Here is a 20,612-nt window from a genome sequence, read left to right on the forward strand (position 1 = left end):
TGTCTTTCTATTTATGTATAAGGTTGTTGATGGGGATCTCAATCTCGTAAAAGTATTCTTTGAGCAATCGGTACATCTCAGGGTCGTAGGCTTTCAGTTTCACCCGGCGATTCACCGAATTGTGTACGCCGTTTGTTGGTTCGGCATAGCGGTTGCAGTTAAAGAATGATTGCACACATTCGGCAAAATACTCCTCCTTATTGCTGATGGCATACGTATTGCTCCACAAACCTTTGGCCTTGGCTTTGTTCCATAACGTTTCCAGACGGTGGTTGAAGTCCGGTTCTATGCCTACGATACCAACCAAGTGAATCAAGTGGGCAAACTCATGAATCAGGATGTTCTCGCCGGTGTATTTATCTTGCGGCAATGCCAGTAGATTCTCTTCGCCACAACTGGAAGAGAACTCATCTTCGGGTGCTCCACCGAAGCCACGGGCACGTTTATTCCAAAAAGCAATGCTGTCGGGTGAATTGCAAATGTGAGCGTATTCCGGTAGGTCGCAAGTTTCTTCATCTTTACCGATAACCATCACATGGCAACCTTTCTTGATCATATGTGCTTTCACATCGGGACGTTTAGCCAGCATCAGGCTGATGATATCACATGCTTTCAACAATGCTTCGTCGCTAACTCTTTCGGATGAAGTAACATAAAGACCTTCTGTTTCGATATACTTTTTGTAGAAAGAAGGAATGTTTTTTCCTTCGGGAACAGAGGTGACAGTACCACGTACGGGGCAGGGCTCGAGTTTCAGTGCGAATCCGCCTCCTGATGCCAGATGAATCGGTAGCCGACTCTGCTTGTCGACCGTCAGCACTTCCCGCTTATAGTCTTCTGCCTGCTTATTGGCATTGATTCCATCTGCAAAAAGAGTTGCTATGTATTGCTTGCCGGTAGGAAGGAATGAGAAGTCCAGCGTAATGTCCCGTTCGTCCCAGTTGGTCATTCCACCGATGTACCAATTGGTCTCTTTCTTCCGGGCGGTAACAATGTACTTTGCCAGTTCGCCTGTGACGATGAAAGTAGAGTCTGTTTTTACAGGCAGCGAAGTGATAAAGTCTACACATTCTTGCTCATGCTCATATTGCGTAGGCGCATCACACAACATGGTGAAAGGCGAGTCGTGTACAATATAAGCTGCCAATTGGTGACAACGCGTGCCCATGCTCATCGGCGTATAATACACCGCCCGCCAATCGGCTTTCGTAGCATTACGCATCGCTCCCGGTGTATAATCTACCGGTCCGGCCATCATGCGGATGAAAGGAAACGTTACGTCATACAGCGGCATATTGTTTTTTATATCAGTCCATTTAACTTCTTCCATACCAAACAAACCTTCAAAGTTGAGGATATTCGGATAGGTACGGTTGATGCCCGTAGGCTTGTATATCCCGTGCAAGTCGAGCGTCAGCTTATGGCGTGCAGTAGCACCTGCAATGCGGTACACCATTTCTATCGCAGTCTGGTCGTCACGATCCAGAAAGTCAACTTTAAAACCTTTAATACCCATGGCCGCATACTTTATGCAGGCTGCTTCGAGTTGACTGTCGAGTACGTTGAACACCGTCCATAGCACAATGCCAACCCCTTTGGAGCGTCCGTAAGCAATCAGCTCGGGCAGATTCAGTTCAGGAATCACCGTTAGCATATCGCCACTCTTAGGCGCGTACCATCCTTCATCCAGAACGATAAACTCAATTCCGTTGCGACTGGCAAAGTCGATATAATACTTATAGGTATCCATATTGATGCCGGCTTGGAAGGGTACACCTTTTAAATTCCAGTCGTTCCACCAATCCCAGGCTACTTTTCCGGTCTCTATCCACGAGGTGTCGCCGATCCGATTGGGTGAAGCCAATGCGTATACCAGATTGTTTACCGGCATATCGGCATCACGCTCGGTAATGGCTAATACTCGCCAAGGGTACGAGCGCGCACCACGGCCGGATGCAATGAAGTCGGAAGTCTTAGTTACATATTCCTGCTTCCGCCACGGGTAGAAATCAGTCTCTTTCGGATAAGGAGCAAATACACCTTTCAGGCAAAGTTTCTCTCCCTGCGATTGCACGAACATACCCGGATAACTTTCGAGATCCGATTCTAATAAGGTTACCTTGGCACTACCGCAATCAACGGTTACGGGGAGAAAGGCTAGCTTAGCCTGTGCTTTCGACAACGGAGTGATGTCGTATATATTTTGAAAAGCCATCGCCATCGGTTGCTTTTCGTTGGTTGTATAAGGGAGATAAGCGGTATGGTCTTGCTTGAAGCAGAACTCTGCTATTTCATCTTTGATAATTACTTCAGTACGTTGCGTCGTGTAAAAACGGTAGGCTATACCCTCATCGTAAGCTCGGAATATGACACCGAAGTTTCCTTTGAGTTGAAGATTCAGCTCGTTGCAGCAAGCAGTGAACGCTTTGAAACGGTAGAAAGGAGAAGTTATTTCTTCTTTTATACTCCTCCTTTTATTACCGGTAACTTGAGGGTTATTACCTATTATATAAGTGTCGCTTAGAACTAAACCTATCTTTGAACGAGAAATCAGGGTGTCATTCTGGTAGGTTACCTGATAAGATAAGGTGTTCCCGACGGAAATCTCGACCTTCAGTTTCTTATCGGGAGAGAAGAGTTGGAATGTTTTAGGAGTAGCTCCCCAAAGCAAATTGTTCCCACTATATAGAAACAAACAAAGAGTAATCAGCTTAAGAGAAATGTTATTTTTCATAATTGGTTATTGTATTTCGTACAGTGCAAAATAAGCGATAAAAAAAGAAAAAGAAGGACTAAATACTATAATGTAATAGCATAATAGTCCAAGAAAGCTCTTTTCAGAACTTATTCATCCTTCCTTCAGCCTTGCAAAATTATCGGAGGTAAAACCGTAGACATTGCTGTATTGACTTCGGGAGCCTACAAATCTTGTCTTTCAATGTCGAAGCAATGGAAAAAAAGTCCAGAAGCATGGAAAAAAGGTCTAAACGCGTATATTGAGTACAACTAACAGACTATTTTGTCATCCTTCTAGATTTTTGTTTTATCGGCTTAACATCGGAATGGCTTTCTTTGCCGTATACATTGTTAATGTCTGATATAACAAACGAAACACATATAATTATGAAGAAACAACTCCAACTCCTCTTCGGTAGTATCGCCCTTCTGGCGTGAGCGCTTTTCATAGCACATATGAACAGCCTGATGCGCCGATTAAAGAAGTACCTTTTACGCAAGTTCATCTGGATGATCACTTCTGGTCATCTCGTATTGAGATAAATCGTACCGTTTCTATTCCTTCCGCTTTTAAAGAATGCGAGAAGAATGGACGCTTTGATAACTTTGCCATCGCAGGCGGGTTAAAGAAAGGTGAGCACCGGGGCGATTTCTCTTTTGACGATACGGATCCTTATAAAATAATAGAAGGTGCTTCTTATTCGCTTGCCGTGAAATATGATAAAACACTGGATGCTTATCTAGATAGTGTGATTACACTTATTGCAGCTGCTCAGGAACCCGATGGTTACTTGACTACTTGTGTTACTAATAATTGCACACGTCTTTCAGGCTGGTGGGGAACACATCGTTGGGAGAAGATCAATAGTCACGAACTATATAATAGTGGACATTTGTATGAAGCTGCTGTCGCTCACTATCAGTCTACCGGCAAACGTACGTTGCTCGATGTAGCCATTAAAAACGCTGATTTGGTATGTCAGGTTTTTGGCCCCGCTGAAGGACAAAAGCATGTACCTTCCGGACATCCGATTGCAGAGATGGCATTGGCTAAATTATATAAGGTAACGGGCGATGAGAAATACTTGAAAATGGCTAAATACTTTGTCGAAGAAACAGGTCGCGGTACCGATGGTCATCGACTCAGTGAATATAGTCAGGATCATAAGCCGATTCTTGAACAGGATGAGATCGTAGGACATGCAGTGCGTGCCGGCTATCTTTATTCAGGGGTAGCTGATGTTGCTTCTTTGACACACGACACAGCGTACTTCAATGCATTGACTCGTATTTGGGATAATATGGCCAGTAAGAAACTCTTTATTACCGGAGGAATCGGTTCTCGTCCTCAGGGGGAAGGGTTCGGACCTAATTACGAATTGAATAACCACACCGCCTACTGTGAAACCTGTGCGGCTATTGCCAATGTTTATTGGAATCATCGTATGTTCTTGGCAACAGGTGATGCAAAATATGCGGATGTTGTAGAACGGGCACTTTACAACGGAGTAATTTCCGGTGTATCGTTGAGTGGCGATAAGTTCTTCTACGATAACCCGCTCGAATCTATGGGACAACACGAACGCCAACATTGGTTTGGTTGTGCTTGCTGTCCGGGTAATGTAACTCGTTTTATGGCTTCCGTACCTTATTATATGTATGCAACTCAGGGGAATGACGTGTATATCAACTTATACATTCAAAGTCAGGCAGACATTCAGACAGACAATAATAAAATAGCGTTTAAGCAGACTACGGATTATCCGTGGGATGGCAAGGTATCGATTACCATTGATCCCGAGACTGAACAGAAATTTGCTTTGCGCGTTCGCATTCCCGGATGGGCGCAGGTATCACCAGTCCCAACCGATCTTTATTCATTTACCGATAAAGCGGAGCCTTATGTGATCTCGGTTAATGGAAAGAAAGTAGATATTAGACCTAGTGAAGGCTACGCTACGATTATTCGCAGTTGGAAAGCAGGTGATATAGTGGAGGTTGATCTTCCGATGCCTGTACGCCGTGTTCGTGCGAATCAGAATGTAGAAGATGATCGTGGCAAATTGGCTATTGAACGTGGACCGATCATGTTCTGTCTCGAAGGGAAAGATCAATCGGATAGCCTTGTATTTAATAAGTTCATCCCGGATGGTACTCAAATGAAAGCGACTTATGAGGCTAATTTGTTGAACGGGGTCATGGTGCTGAGCGGTACGGCAAAGGAAATAGCGAAAGACGGCAGTGTGAAGGATGTACCTTTTAAAGCTATTCCGTATTCAACATGGAATAACCGTGGAGCCGACCAGATGGCTGTATGGATTCCGGAAGCCGCCGAATATGCTCGTCCGACTCCTGAACCGACTATTGCGAGTAAGGCGCGTACGTTAATGATACAAGCTCCTATACAGAAAGATGCTCCGGTCTCTTCTACTGTTGAAACTTGGGCTTGGGGAGTGAATGATCAGTGGGAACCGAAACGTTCGTCGGATATTTCGAAACCATACCACTATTGGTGGTTGCGAAATGGAACGCTCGAAACATTGGCTTATCAATTCGATCGATCTTACACAGTATCCAATGTAGAAGTATATTGGTTGGACTTCGATCATTACGATGGTGACTTCCGAGTGCCTGAGAGTTGGAAACTCTACTATAAGGCAGGCAATACATGGAAAGAAGTGGAGGCTCTGACTCCATATACAGTCAAGAAAGACTGTTATAATAGCTTAGATTTTAAACCGGTGGAAACAACCGGATTGAAGATAGCCGCTCAATTACAAAAAGGAGTATCGGGTGGTGTCATAGAGTGGAAAGTAAACTGAATGTAAGTCAAATAGAAATATTAACCTTTTAAAAAAGAGATGTATATGAAAACACATGAAAATCGAGCCTTGTTTAGCAAAACGTTGCTCAGGGCGACAGCCTGTCTTTTCTTTACTGCTGGTGTTGGGTATAGTCCGGCATTTGCACTACCAGAAATGACAGAAGTTATGGGAACCGAGATTGTCCAGCAACAGACTGTGGCGATCAGTGGTATAGTAAAAGATAAGAGTGGCGATCCGATAGTTGGTGCCAATATTCTAGAGAAAGGAACATCGAATGGTGTTGTAACCAACCTCAGCGGGCAGTATAATCTGCGGGTAAAAGGACCAAAGTCGATGTTAGTCGTTTCTTATATTGGTTATAAATCGCAGGAAATTGCTATTGGAAGTAGTCGTAAGATAGATGTAATTCTTGAAGAAGATGCGGAACTGATTGATGAAATTGTAGTAATCGGTTACGGTACACAGCGTAAAGGAGATGTGACGAGTGCAGTCTCCAGTGTGAAAGCCGAAGACTTTACGATTGGTAAAATTGGTGATGCCGCTGAACTGATTAAAGGTAAAGTAGCCGGTTTGACTATTGCGAAAGGTTCGGGTGACCCGAATGCGGAATCGACCATTCGTTTGCGTGGTGTGATTTCCCTTGAGGGAGGTTCAACGCCTTTAGTGTTGGTTGATGGAATTGAAGGAAATCTAGGGACGGTAGCTCCTGAGAACATTGCTTCTATCGATGTGTTGAAAGATGCTTCCGCTGCTGCTATTTACGGAACACGTGGTGCAAACGGGGTAATCCTTATTACAACTAAATCCGGTAAACGCGAATCACGTGCTACTGCCAGCTATTCGGGTTATGCGTCGTTTAGTAAGTTTGGTAAAAAACTAGATTTCATGGGGCCGGAAGATATACGGCAAGGGTTAACAAACTTCACAGACAAAGGATATGATACTGACTGGCTGGACGCTGTATCCCGTACCGCATTTACACATAATCATAATTTCAACATTACAGGTGGTTCCAAATCGACTACTTATTCTGCCGACTTCAATTATCGCAAAGAAGAAGGTGTGATCATCGATACGTTCAATGAGGAGATGAAAATGAGTTTTGATGTTTCTCATTGGATGCTGAATGATATGTTGAAGGTTAATTTCAATATGTTGAAAGGATTGCATAAGAACAGTGCGACTAATGCCAGTAACGGTGGTGATACCAATATTTATCGCCAGGCCATTATGCGTAATCCGACAGAGCCCATCCGGAATGACGATGGTACGTATTATGAAAACTTCCAGGTGAACTATTATTATAATCCGGTAGGTATGGTCAAAGAACGTACAGGTAACTATACGAACGAGTGGACCCGTATGACCGGTAATCTCACTTTTGAGCCCATTAAGGGCTGGCAAACGAACCTCATGTTAGCTACTCGTCGCACCAATGCGCATGATAAAGGATATTATACTTCTCAATATTTTTCTCAGAAGATGGAGAACCACACAGGTTATGCCTACCATTCATTTGCTGAGAGCCGCACAGACAACCTAGAGATTACCTCTAAGTATAATGCGACTTGGGGAGAACATCGTTTCGATGGTTTGGCCGGTTATAGTTATCAGTACAATGTTAATGAAGGTTTCAATGCGAATAACTATGATTTCCAGAATGACTTTTTTGAATATAATAAACTGGGTATCGGAGCGGCTTTGAAAGAAGGTAAAGCGGGATGGGTAGCTATAAGAACGACAATAAACTGATAGGCTTTTTCGGACGTGTTAGCTACGGTTATGCAAACAAATACAATGCTCTGGTCAGTGTGCGTCAGGAAGGCTCTTCCAAGTTCGGAGAGAATAATAAATGGGGTACTTTCCCTTCCGTTTCTTTAGGATGGACGATCAGCAATGAACAGTTTATGAAAGGCATTACTTGGCTGAATAACCTGAAGTTGCGTGCAGGTTACGGAGTAACCGGAGTTATTCCCAGTGCTTCTTATCAGTCACTTACCCAATATAGCTTGGGTGACTCTTATTACTATGAAAATGGAAAGTGGAAACCCGGTTTGGTTGTGAATTCCAATCCGAATCCCGACTTGAAGTGGGAAACTTCCGCCGAGTTCAACTTCGGTTTGGATTGGAGTGTGTTGAACGATCGTTTGAGCGGATCGGTTGACGTATATACCAAGAAAACATCTGATATGTTGTGGTGGTTCACCGTTCCTACTCCTCCGAACTTGTACAACAGAACACTAGCCAATGTAGGCGAAATGCGTAACTCCGGTGTTGAGATCGCAATCAATGCGACTCCGGTGCAAACTAAAAACTTTGAATGGAAAACGACCGCAACGATGTCGCATAATGTGAATAAACTGTTAAGTCTTTCAAATGATTTATACGAAACAACTAACCAGATTGATGACGCTGGTCTTGGCGAACCGATCAGTTTGTCAACTCAACGTTTGGAAGTCGGTAAGTCTATCGGTAACTTTTATGGAATGAAGTCGGTTGGTGTTTCTGAAAACGGCTTGTGGATGATTGAGAATGTGAAAACAGGTAAGATCGAAGAGTTTACTGACAATATGTTGAGTAATGATGATTATCGTCAATACTTGGGAAATACACTTCCAAAAGTTTACCTGGGTTGGAGCAATACCTTCCGTTACAAGAACTTCGATCTCTCTTTCCAGATGACCGGACAGTTCGGATTTAAGATTCTGAATGAGGCACGTGCTTACTATGAGAATAACTCAGTAGCTTACAATCGCTTGAAGAGTGTACGGAATGCACCTTATGGTGGAGAAAACGTATTGTCGACAGCACAGAAGCAAACATTTGTCAGCTATTATCTTGAGAAAGGTGATTTCCTGAAGATGACCAATATGACTCTGGGTTATACTGTTCCTTTGAGAAATAATACGTTTGTGAAGAACATTCGCGCTTATGTATCCGGAGATAACTTATTCTGTATTACAGGATATGACGGCTTGGATCCGGAGCTCTCTAACTCTGATGCGCGTTCGGCTGGTATTGACTGGCGCGACAAATATCCTAGCATCCGTTCATTTACTTTTGGAGTTAATATTACATTTTAAATAAGATAACTATGAAAACAATAATAAGAAAAACTCTTTTAGCTTCAGTCCTGGGAGCAGCTACACTTACCTTAGGAGGCTGTACCGACTTGGACGAAACGATCTATGATACGATAGCTTCCGAGAAATATGAATTCTCAGAAGAGGATGCAGCCAGTATGTTTGCTCCCGTATACAGTAGTCTACGCAGTGTATATTGGGGATGGTTCGGCCTAGCGGATATAATGGATGAGTCTTCGGATGTGTGGTGCACCCCTTATCGTGTAGGTATTGGTTGGGGAGACCTTTATGTGTCAATGCATAAACATCAGTTCCATTCGCAAATCGGACACTTTGAAGTGGCTTGGAACAATAATTATGCAGGTATAAACGCTTGTAATAAGCTATTGGCTGATGAAGCGGTACAAACTTCAGAGTCGGCTGTAGCTCAATTACGTGCCTACCGTGCGCTCTACTATTATTTGTTGTTTGACTTGTTCCGTAACATTCCGTTGGATACGACTTTTGATCACCCGAAAGGATGGTTGCCCGAGCAAGCGACCCCACAAGCAACTTGGGATTTTATCATTAGTGAGTTGAATGCGGTTCAAGATAAATGCGGTGACAAAGTCGAAATGGGGAAAATCAATAACTATACCGTTCATATGATTTTGGCTAAGATGTATTTAAATCACAATGCATGGTTTAAAGATTACTCGGATGATTCTTGGTATGGAAAGGCTATAGACGAATTGAATCAGGTCTTGAAAGGTCCGTTCTCGCTCTCTACCAATTATTCGGATAACTTTAAAGAAGATATTTCCAGCTCACCGGAAGTGATTTTCGGTATTCCTTTCGCCGAGAAATATGCCGGAGGTAATTATTTCGCCAACAAATGGATGCATACTGCCGGACGTGTGACTTGGAATTTTAACGGATGGGCTACAGGTGGTAGTACTGTATTACCTCAATTCTTGGATACCTATGATTCCAAAGATAGTCGCTATACAGACTGCTGGATTGTAGGACAACAATATGATTACACCGGTGCTCCTATTTATGTGGAAGGTGAACCGTTGGTTTATACGAAAGAGATACATAGCATTGACAACCCCGGATGTTATCCTTTTGAAGGAGCACGTTTAGTGAAATACGAAATACTCGCGGGTGACTTCGGTACCTCTTACGATGATGTTCCTTTCTTCCGTTTGGCTGATGCATACTTGATGAAAGCGGAATGCTTGCTCCGCATGGGAGGTTATAACGGGGAAACTGAGCAAGACGGTGCTGATCTTGTTACCAAAGTACGTCAGCGTGCATTTAAGACTGATCCGGCAAAAGCCGTACGTACAGTAGCTCAACTGAAAGGCGGAAGTAACTATGCATATGGTCATCACGAAAATCAAGGTAAGATGGGTGAAGCCGATATTTGGGTTACTACCAATGAAGGAGGTGCCGATATTGAATTAGGAGGCTTACTAGACGAGTTAGCTTGGGAGTTTGCAGCTGAGGCGCACCGCCGTCAGGATCTGGTTCGTTTCCGCATTAAGGGTACCGAACAGAATGTTTACAATGGAAAATCATGGTTCTGTAAAGACGCGAAAGAAGATAAGACGGACAGACATTGTGATATATTCCCGATTCCTAAAGTAGCACTTGACGGCAACATGAAGCTGAAACAAAATTCAGGTTATGGTGCAACAGTACAATGAGTTTACGAAGAATATCTTACTAATAACGGAATACTAATATGAAAAAGAACTTAATATATACATTAATAGGATGTTTCATGCTTGCATTTGCTGCCTGTGACGATATAGAAGACGCAACCAGTAAGCATGTGTATGGAGAAAATGAAAATCCTTATTTGAAAGTGAATGCGGCTGCAACAGTTACTACCAGTCTGAAATTTCCGGTAGCACGTTTTGAACCTCAAACTCTTAATTTGAAAGACTACGCCGCCAAGTTTCATGATTATCTGGGTATGACAGTAGACGAAGCTGTCTCTGCTTTGGCCGATGGGAGTGTGGTGTTTTACAATATCAATAGTAGTAAGGGGAGCTGGAATAAAGCGGCTATGACTAAAGGAACTACCGGATGGTACTATAATACCGCAGGTGGAGTCTCTGAAAAAGAAAATGCAATTGCTTCTCTTGAATTGGATAAAGATGCAAAAACGCTTGTTGTCAGCATGATAGACGGTGCTCCCGTAGGTACATCATTGAACTTGAATGTGGGCTTTGCGCTAAATGGGCCTGATTATGACAACTATGTTCGCTTCTCGTTCACGGTGACAGTTACCGATCCGGGACGTATCATTGTAACCGATAATATTCCGACTGGTGACTATGCTTCTTTCCAGATAGACTTTGCAGACCATGAAAATGTAATTGTAGAGAATCTCGGAATGACTTTGAAAGAGTTCACTGCAGCATGTAAAGACAGTGAAGGAGACATTGCTTTGTATATGGTAGATAATACCACAGGTGCTTGGGATAAAGAAAGTGCATATACGGCAGGAGGAAGTGGAATCAGCTATTGGTTGGATGCAAATTGTAAGGTAACGACATGGAACACGGCCGGCTTTACCTTGTTTGTCGAAACGAGTGATGATGGAAGTTTTGTTGCAATTGGGCGCGCTCCGGCCATCGCTTCGGGTACTAAGATCAATATAAGGTTTGTCTATGCGTCGAAGAGTGATGATAGTAAGTTCATCGAGTTCATTGTAAATGCTACTTTTGACTAAAAGAGCGACCGGAGAGGATAATGGATTGATTTGTTTCTAAATAATCGATTATCCTCTTCCAATCATTAACTTTAATATCTACCGAATATGAAACAAACTTTACGTAAATATAGCAGCAAAGTGAGTATGAAAACACGGTTTATTTCTTTCAAGTCATTATTTCCGCTCTTGGCATTGTGCTTGACCGTTCAGATGAGCGCTTGCAGTGATAACGAAGAGGTGGTGAATCCTGAAATAACGGTTGGTGAGGGACAAAAAGAAGTCAATGTGGTATGGAATGAAGTGGAAACTTCGGTGAAGTTCGAAGCTACTACCAACTGGACGGCTACGGTGAAAGACCCTGCCGGAGAAGCTTGTAATTGGTTGAAATTAAACAAATACCAGGGAACCGGCGGTCACATTTCTATCCCCATCTTATTTGAATCGAATGACTCGGAAATATATCGTACGGCTGTAATCACACTGCTTTGCGGTGATAAGAGTACCACTATCAACATTATACAAGGAGCCAATCCGAATGCGGTGCTTGTTATGAACGAGTCGGATATCAAAGATTTTAATAAGTACTATAAGCCGGGAGAGTTTAATAACATCAATATGTTGCGCAGCGATGCCAAATGGTCTTGGTTCCGGCATAAGCAAAGTGAACACTTCTTCGTATTCTGGGAACCCGGCTTCGGTGAAGACCCAAATGGAGAAGCCGTTAATGCGGCTTTGCGTGTAGACATTGATGATTTGTTGGAAAGAGCGGAAGAGTTTTATAAAACGAATGTGGAAGTGTTGAAGTTTGCGAACGTCGGTTCCGGTAAATCCTACTTAGATACTTATAAGATGGAAATTTACCTGCTGTATCAGTCGGAATGGTTAGCTACCGGTTCGGGATATGACAACAAAATCGGAGCCTTATGGGTAAACCCAAGTACTTGTCAACCCGTAGGATCGACTATCGCGCACGAGATTGGACATAGTTTTCAATATCAGGTATATTGCGATAAATTGTTGAACGGAGCGGTTGACGACTCACGTCAGGGATTCCGTTATGGATTTGCAGCGGATGCAAGCGGTGGTAACAGCTTCTGGGAACAGTGCGCACAATGGCAATCTTTCCAGGATTACCCAGATCAGTTGTTTGGTTATCATGTGACTGTATGGAAAGCCAACTATCACCGTCACTTTAATCACGAATGGATGCGTTATGCCAGCTATTGGTTGCAGTACTATTGGGCACAGAAGCATGGAGTGGATGTAGTGGGAGAGGTGTGGAAACAATCTAAATTCCCCGAAGATCCTTTGATGACTTACCAACGTTTGTATTGTAACAACAGTCTGGAGGCTCTATATACCGAACTTTATGATTACGCAACCCGTATGGTGACTTATGACATCGACGTTATGCGCAATTACGCAACCGAAGATGCTCGTAACTATACGACCAAGTTGTACGACAATGCCGGCTATTACCAAGTGGCTTATGCCAGTTGTCCCGGAACAAGCGGATTCAATATAATTCCGTTGAATGTGGTGGATGCCGGTACTACTATCAAAGCTAATTTTGTAGGCTTGGCCGCAGGCAGCAGTCTGGCAGCAGATGATGCGGGTAATATGATCGATGGTGACGGAAAGACGGTAGGCAGTACCGATACGTACAATAAAACGTCCAACACATCAGCCGGTTGGCGTTATGGTTTCGTGGCAGTTGTCAATGGAAAGGCGCAATATGCCCCGATGCATAAAGCCGATACGGAAACTGTTTCGTACACCATTCCTACCGGAACCAGCCATCTCTACTTTGTTGTGCTTGGTGCTCCGACTCAATATGCTACGCATCCGTGGAATGATACCGAAGCGGACGACGACCAATGGCCCTATAAAGTTAAGTTTGAAGGAACTGACTTGCTGGGAAGCTTCTATATCGATACGAATGCCGATCCTAAAAGTGAAACCTTTACATATAACCTGACTTGTAGCGCTTCTACTGCTGGTTATGAATTGGGAACAATCAACCTATATAGCACGGGAGACATTAAGAAGTTGGCGCAAGCATTTGTCATGAAGCCTGATGTGCTTAGCGGCAGAACGTTGGATATTGCTAACGAAACGACTGTGACGCCGGCTGAAGGGAAAGTTGCGTTGGGCTTATTGCAAAGCGACAACACTTATTCCTACACCTATTCGGCTAATGGCGGATTCTATTGTACAGCTCAAGGTGACCGCGGAACGTGGGGTGCCGATGCGCCGATCTGGTTTGAGTACAACAAAGACTCGTTTGTAATTACGTACGGACACAAACCGGGTAAGAGTGTAGACGGGCAGAAGTACACCATTAAGCCTGTTTTGGTATATGTGAAAAACGGTACACAGTATAAAGCCACCTTTGTTATTAACTTACAGTTCTAGAGTTCAAAGTAGCTTTTATGAGATTTGATATCGAATAGTTATAATTGAAAGGCCGGAACATCTGCGAATACAAGGACTGTTCCGGCCTTTTTTTCAATGAAGAGATGAAAACAATTTATACCCTAAGTCTTTTACTATTGATCATGCTATCCGGCATTAGTTGTTCGGATAGCTCGGACAACCGGGAAGTGCCGGAACCTGAAGTACCGGAGCCTGAAGTGCCGGGTACGGATGCGGCCTATCAGGTTGCGCAGATGAATATTGCTACGGAGAACGAAGCCCCGATTGTGTCTAAAGATAAAAAGGACTATGTAAATTGCACTGTAACCATTAGCTCAACCAAGGAAGCGTGGAATTATGCGGGAACAGCCCGTATTCGGGGACGCGGTAACTCTACATGGTTGTGGTATCCGAAGAAGCCTTATCGCATCAAATTAGATAAAAAGTCGGAGATACTCGGACTGGCTACCGAGAAAGACTGGGTGCTTCTGGCTAACTATCGAGACCCGACTCATGTGATGAATACTTTTGCTTTTGTGGCGGGTGCGGAACTGGGGCTACCCTACACGAACCATTCTCGTTATGTCGAGGTTACTTTGAACGGTAGTTATATCGGGCTTTATCAACTGACCGAACAAGTGGAGCAGGGAGAAAGCCGGGTTGCTGTCGATGCGATGCAGGGGATGTTGATATCCTTGGATGCAGATGATGGCCCAGCACTGAACCCTGAAGGAGGAGACAATTTCTGGTCTGCAGTTTACCAAATGCCGATTTGTGTGAAGTCTCCCGAAGATGCTACTACTGAGCAGTTGAAGCTTGTGCAAGACGATTTGGCTTTGCTCGAACAGAGTATACGGGATGCGGACTATGATCGGACCGCTCAGTTGTTGGACATAGCTTCGTTCATCGATTATATGCTCCTGCAAGAGTTGGTTTATAATGTGGAAGTGGATGCTCCTCGCAGTATCTATATGCATAAAGACAAAAGAGGACGGTGGATAATGGGACCGTTGTGGGATTTTGATGGCGGATTCGACTTCGATTGGTCAACCATGTATACCGGACATAACTTCTTTACCAGTTATAAGGAATTGGTGTTGGGAACCGATCCCGCCAATCACATTGGAGGCTATCGGGTACCTTCTTTCTTCACCGATTTGTTTAAGAATAAGAGATTTGTTACTGAGTACAAGAAACGTTGGAAGGAAGTCAAAGAGAAAGTGATGGCCGATTTCTGGCGGGAAACGAACCTGTATATAGAGAATGTTTCGGGAGCGATGGAACGCAATGCAAAACGTTGGCCCATTGATAAAAATTATCGCACCGAGATAAACCGGATGAAGCAATGGCTTCAGCAGCGTGCTGATTATATAGACACAGTTGTGGCAAATTATCCGTCAGGAACTAAATAAAATGTGACGATGAGAAAATATATCTTTCTGTTAAGTGTGAGCTTGCTGCTTTGCTGCAAGTTAGCAGGACAAGAGTTGACGCCTGTCTCTCTGCCTGCCGGTAAAACGATTTATATACCCAAAGATCTGCAACAGATGGATTTGCAGAATCCGGAAAGTAAGTGGAGCTATCACCGCATGGTATGTTCCGACAACTTTGTTGTTTTCTGGGAGAAGGGGTTCGGCAATGATTTAGCCAATCCTCCCCAGTTAGAAGGTCGTTCGATGCAGGTAGATCTTGCTAATTTACTGGAGAAACTAGAATCTTTTTATGTTTATTTCCGGGATACGTTGAAGTTTGCTAAGCCGGGCTCGAAAAGCGAACAGTACCGCATGATGGTGATGCTTAACTATTCATTGGAAGGTACCGCTTATGGCGGCGATTATGACGGTGAGATCGGAGCTCTTTGGATTGCTCCTAACCGTATTCAGGATCAGAAGCTGAATTGTATTGCGCATGAGTTGGGACATAGCTTTCAGGCACAGATCAGTTGCGATAAGCAGGGTGAAGCATGGGGAGGCTGCGGTTTCTTTGAAATGACTTCGCAGTGGATGCTTTGGCAGGTTAACCCGGAATGGATTACCGATGAAAAGTATCACTGGGATGCCTTTATGAAACTGACTCACAAAGCCTATCTGCATTTAGAGAATATCTATCACTCGCCCTATGTGATCGAATATTGGGGGATGAAGCGGGGATTGCCCTTCATTGCCGAACTGTATCGACAGGGGAAGCGGGGAGAAGATCCGGTGATGACCTACAAACACTTAACCGGGCAGACGCAGGAACAGTTCTGTGATGAAATGTTCGATGCTTGTTGCCACTTTATCAATTGGGATTTTCCCCGTGTATGGGATGCGACACGTCCTTATGCATGCAAATATACCTGCAAACTGGATTCGTTGGCTGGCGGAAGTTATCAGGTTGCAGCCGGAAACGCTCCGGAGAACTATGGGTTTAATGCCATTCCTTTGTCTATACCCGCTCCGGGCAAGGTAGTAGAAGTGACTTTCCGTGGATTAGTGGATGCGAAAGGAACAACATTTGTCAACCCGGATAAAGCGGGCTGGCGGTATGGCTTTGTAGGCGTAACCTCAAGTGGTGAAACAATCTATGGCCAGATGAAACGGGGGAAAGAAGGAAAAGCTCGTTTTAGCACTCCGCAAGGAAAGGAACTAACACATCTCTACTTGGTAGTAATGGGAGCTCCGACCGAACATTGGATGAATCCGAATCCTCCGGAGAAAGATGCGCAATGGCCCTACCAGATAAAACTTACAGGCTGTAAGCTTAACTTTTTTCCTTAAATTTTGGGTTCTCTTGTCTAAAAGTCGTAATCTTGTGTCTTAAATATTGTTTTGCTATGAAGAGAATCACCTTTTTTATCTTGTGTTTGCTTGTACCGGTATGTCTGACAGCTATTTCCAATGGCTTCCGCTTTCGGCATTTCTCGGTCGAGAACGGATTGTCGTCCAATTCCGTGCGTTCCATTATGCAAGATAAATACGGATTTCTTTGGTTTGGTACTGACGAAGGGCTTAACCGTTACGACGGAACAGCTGTCAAACTGTATCGACTGACACCGCAGGAACCGGATCGGTACATCTCTTTCTTATACGACTTGCAGAACGAGATCTGGATCGGCACCGATGGCGGACTATACCGATATGATTATGAAACGGAGGCTATTGTGCCGTTCCGTTTTGCTACGGCCAACCGAGTCACTATTAAAACAACTGTCAACCATATCACCGAGGACAAAGATAACAATTTATGGTTCTCTACCATTGGGCAGGGAGTCTTTAAGTACAATCGGGCGAAGCATGTGCTCGAACAGTACGAGTTTAAGTCGGCAAACGACTTGGTAGCCAGTGTTTTTGTGGATAGTGAAAATCAGATATGGGCCATCACCAATTGGGGAAGTACTCCGGTCTTCAAATTGAATAAGGCTGATAATAAATTCGAGCCTTTTCAGCTAACTTATCCATCGGGCAAGCATAGCTCAAACGCTTTGGTGATGTTGGAAGACTCTGAGCATACACTTTGGCTGGGAACTTGGGAAAGCGGGTTGCAAAAGATCGACAAGTATAGCGGCAGGTGACTGTTTATTTGCATCCGACTATGGGAAAAGGAAGCATGCACATCCATTCGCTGATGGAGTATGCCCCGCACGAATTACTGATAGGCTCGGATGACGGACTGTTATTGTTTAATACGGTAACCGAAGAGAGCCAGTTGTTTGCCGAAGACGAGACCAATCCTTATTCGTTGTCCAACCGTTTTGTCTACCCCATTGTTAAAGATCGTGAGGGAGGTGTATGGGTCGGTACATTCTACGGAGGAGTGAATTATATTTCGCCCAATGCGGGGCAGTTTGAAAGTTACGTTCATTCCCGCTACGCTAATTCGGTCAGTGGAACAGTCATTGGGCGTTTCTGCGAAGACGAACAGGGCTATGTGTGGATTGCTTCTGATGATGGCGGACTAAGCCGGTTCTCACCGAAAGATCGTCAGTTTACTCATTATTTACCGAATGAACACAAGAACAGCCTCTCGTATCACAACGTTCATGCGCTTTGTATGGATGGTGATAACCTGTGGATCGGAACGTATACCGGAGGCGTCAATGTACTGAATACCCGAACCGGAAAGTTCCATGCGTACGGTTGCATATCGGAAGACACGAAGACGCTCGACGGAACTAGTTCGTATGCCATCTTTAAAGATCGGGAAGAAAGAATCTGGGTGGCTTCCATGTCGGGCGTGAACTTGTATAACCGGAAAGAGAACAACTTCATACGCCTCAAAGACTTCGGATCATTAACGATCGATATCGACCAAGATACCAAAGGGAATATCTGGTTCTCTACGCAAGGCAAGGGACTATACAAATATAATCCTGAGAAGCAGATCTGGAAAAGTTACCACCACAACAATGTTCCCGGTTCGCTGTTGAGTGATCAGGTGAATTGTACCCTGATAGATACGCGCGGTGAAATGTGGGTCGGCACCATGAACGGACTCTGTAAGTATCATGCGGATAGCGATTCGTTTGAATCGATCTCACTCGACATACCCAGCCGCAACATTTGCGGGATTGTTGAAGACCAGCATATCCTCTGGCTCGCTACCAGTAAAGGATTGGTGCGCTATACACCGGGCGAGGGTTGTCAGGTGTTTACCAAGAGCGACGGATTGCAGAGCGATCAGTTCCTGCCCAATGCCAGTCTCAAAACATCGGACGGAAAGATTTATCTGGGATCGGTCAACGGATTCAACGCTTTCTATCCGTATCAGATTAAAAGCAACAAGGTGCTTCCGACGGTTGTGATTACAGGATTGGAGATTTGCAACAAGGAGATACGGGTAGGAAGCCAAAAATTACCCAAACCTTTGCATCGGATGAAAGAACTGGAATTGTCTTATAAAGATAATGTCTTCAGTCTGTGGTATGCTTCATTGAGTTACTGCACCCCGTCGAAGAATCAATATGCCTATAAACTGGAAGGATTTGATAAGGATTGGAACGCTGTCGGCTCGCAGCATAAGGCTACCTATACCAACCTGCCGGCGGGCAAGTACATCTTTCGGGTGAAAGCGACCAACAACGACGGGATCTGGAATGAACAGGGAACCAGCCTGACCATCATAATTCATCCTCCATTCTATTTGTCAACCACGTTTAAGGTTCTCTACTTTGTGCTTACCTGTATTGTACTCGGCTTCTTGGTACATTTCATCATCAAGCGTACGGAAAAGAAGCATGCGGTAGAGATCAATAAGTTGAATGCGAATAAAGAGAAAGAGGTTCATGCGGCAAAGATCAAGTTTTTCACCATGATTGCCCATGAGATTCGGACTCCTGTGTCTCTAATTATCGGGCCTTTGGAGAAGATTGTCAATTCGTCCGTTCCTTTACCCGCCGGCGTGCGCGATGATCTGAGCGTTATCGACCGTAACAGTCAGCGTTTACTGTCATTGGTCAATCAGTTGCTCGACTTCCGGAAAGTGGAAGAAGAAGGTATGCACATGAGGTTTGCCCCGCAAAACATCTATCAATTGTTGAAAGCGGTTTGCGAACGCTTCGAACCCTATATCGCACATCATGGAGCGCGCTTGAAAGTCGAATATCCCGACCCGGATTTTACGGCGATTATCGATAGCGAGGCTATCACCAAACTGATTAGTAACTTGCTGACCAACGCGAGTAAGTACACCAAAGACGAGGTATTGCTTTCGTGTACCGTTTGTCCGGAACAACATACATTCGTGATCCGGGTCGCTGATAACGGGATCGGTATCTGTGAGAAGGAACAAAAGAAAATATTCCGGCCTTTCTATCAGGCGGTGGACAATAAACAAGGAACGGGCATCGGGCTTAGTATTGTGAAAAGCATCGTTGAGTCGCATAAAGGCTGCATTGATGTCGAATCAGCAGTTGGCGAAGGAAGCACGTTTATCGTGACGTTGCCTGTGGAGCAAGAAGTTTCCGTGACCGATGGAGGCGAGGAAGTCGTAAGTCCATCGATCCCCGAAGATATTCTGTCGGAACCTCTCTTGCCTGTTTCGGTGAACAACCGGCCCGTGATGTTAATCGTGGACGACAATACGGAAATGTTGAACTTCCTTTCGGGAAGTTTGGCCGATAAGTACTCCATTCTCACAGCCGAAGATGGATTGGAGGCTCTGGAGAAACTGAAAGAGAACGATGTGACGTTGATCGTAAGTGACTGGATGATGCCGCGTATGGACGGAACGGAACTTTGTCGGGCTGTTCGTGCCGATCAGGCTACGAGTCACATCCCGTTCATCCTGTTAACCGCGAAAACAGACACCCACTCCAAGATCGAAGGTATGGACTGTGGGGCGGATGCTTACATTGAAAAGCCATTCTCTGTGCAGTATCTCGAAGCGTGCATTAAGAACCTAGTCGATCTTCGTTCCTTATTGCGCCAGAAGTTCTCCAACATGCCGCTCGTTCCGTTGCATAGCATTGCCAGCAATGCCATAGACGAGGAGTTCCTGACTCGGATGAATGAGATTATTGAAGAGAACTTCCCCAATCCCGAACTGTCTGTCGACTTTCTGGCAGAGAAGTTATGTATCAGTCGGTCGGGCTTGTTTGCCAAGATCAAGACGCTGGCCAACATCACTCCCAACGAACTGATTCAGGTGGTGCGTTTGAAGAAGGCCGCCGCTTTGTTGGCCGAGAACAAGTACCGGATTAACGAAATCTGTTACATGGTTGGCTTCAGTAACCCGTCCTATTTCAGCAAATGCTTCCAGAAACAGTTCGGAATTAAGCCGGGCGAGTTTATTGCCGGGAAAAAGTAGGAAAACGCCAAGTGTCCGTGTGTCGAGCGATGTGTGTGGTTGTAGTATAGCAACCGTACG

At 44.5% G+C, this 20,612-nt stretch carries 6 protein-coding genes and 3 pseudogenes; 8 read left to right on the forward strand and 1 reads right to left on the reverse strand.

Annotation, left to right across the window (positions count from 1 at the left end):
* Positions 1–7 precede the first annotated feature (7 nt).
* Positions 8–2,734 carry a retaining alpha-galactosidase gene (locus tag JCM10512_RS17475; RefSeq protein ID WP_044164967.1) on the reverse strand — a complete coding sequence of 909 codons (2,727 nt, stop codon included), beginning with the start codon at positions 2,732–2,734 and terminating at the stop codon, positions 8–10.
* Positions 2,735–3,123: 389 nt separating this feature from the next.
* Between JCM10512_RS17475 and JCM10512_RS17480 the strand changes: the two are divergent.
* From JCM10512_RS17480 to JCM10512_RS17515, 8 genes and pseudogenes are all read left to right on the forward strand, one after another.
* Positions 3,124–5,558 (forward strand): annotated as a pseudogene (locus tag JCM10512_RS17480) (glycoside hydrolase family 127 protein).
* A 45-nt stretch (positions 5,559–5,603) separates the two neighbouring features.
* Positions 5,604–8,644 (forward strand): annotated as a pseudogene (locus JCM10512_RS17485) (SusC/RagA family TonB-linked outer membrane protein).
* A gap of 11 nt (positions 8,645–8,655) precedes the next feature.
* Positions 8,656–10,335 (forward strand): RagB/SusD family nutrient uptake outer membrane protein, encoded by a 1,680-nt coding sequence (locus JCM10512_RS17490; protein ID WP_044164970.1) that lies wholly within the window; start codon positions 8,656–8,658, stop codon positions 10,333–10,335.
* 38 nt (positions 10,336–10,373) lie between these two features.
* Complete coding sequence (locus tag JCM10512_RS17495) at positions 10,374–11,369, forward strand: DUF4859 domain-containing protein (RefSeq protein WP_044164972.1); 996 nt, start codon at positions 10,374–10,376, stop codon at positions 11,367–11,369.
* 126 nt (positions 11,370–11,495) lie between these two features.
* Complete coding sequence (locus tag JCM10512_RS17500) at positions 11,496–13,766, forward strand: DUF6055 domain-containing protein (protein WP_044164974.1); 2,271 nt, start codon at positions 11,496–11,498, stop codon at positions 13,764–13,766.
* Positions 13,767–13,870: 104 nt separating this feature from the next.
* On the forward strand, positions 13,871–15,178 hold the full coding sequence (locus JCM10512_RS17505) for a CotH kinase family protein (protein WP_148298461.1): 1,308 nt from the start codon (positions 13,871–13,873) through the stop codon (positions 15,176–15,178).
* A 9-nt stretch (positions 15,179–15,187) separates the two neighbouring features.
* Positions 15,188–16,525, forward strand: a complete 1,338-nt coding sequence (locus tag JCM10512_RS17510; protein WP_044164976.1) for a DUF6055 domain-containing protein — start codon at positions 15,188–15,190, stop codon at positions 16,523–16,525.
* A gap of 56 nt (positions 16,526–16,581) precedes the next feature.
* Positions 16,582–20,552: pseudogene (locus JCM10512_RS17515) on the forward strand (hybrid sensor histidine kinase/response regulator transcription factor).
* The last annotated feature ends 60 nt before the right edge of the window (positions 20,553–20,612 follow it).

The sequence above is a fragment of the Bacteroides reticulotermitis JCM 10512 genome (assembly GCF_000517545.1).
GTDB lineage: Bacteria > Bacteroidota > Bacteroidia > Bacteroidales > Bacteroidaceae > Bacteroides > Bacteroides reticulotermitis.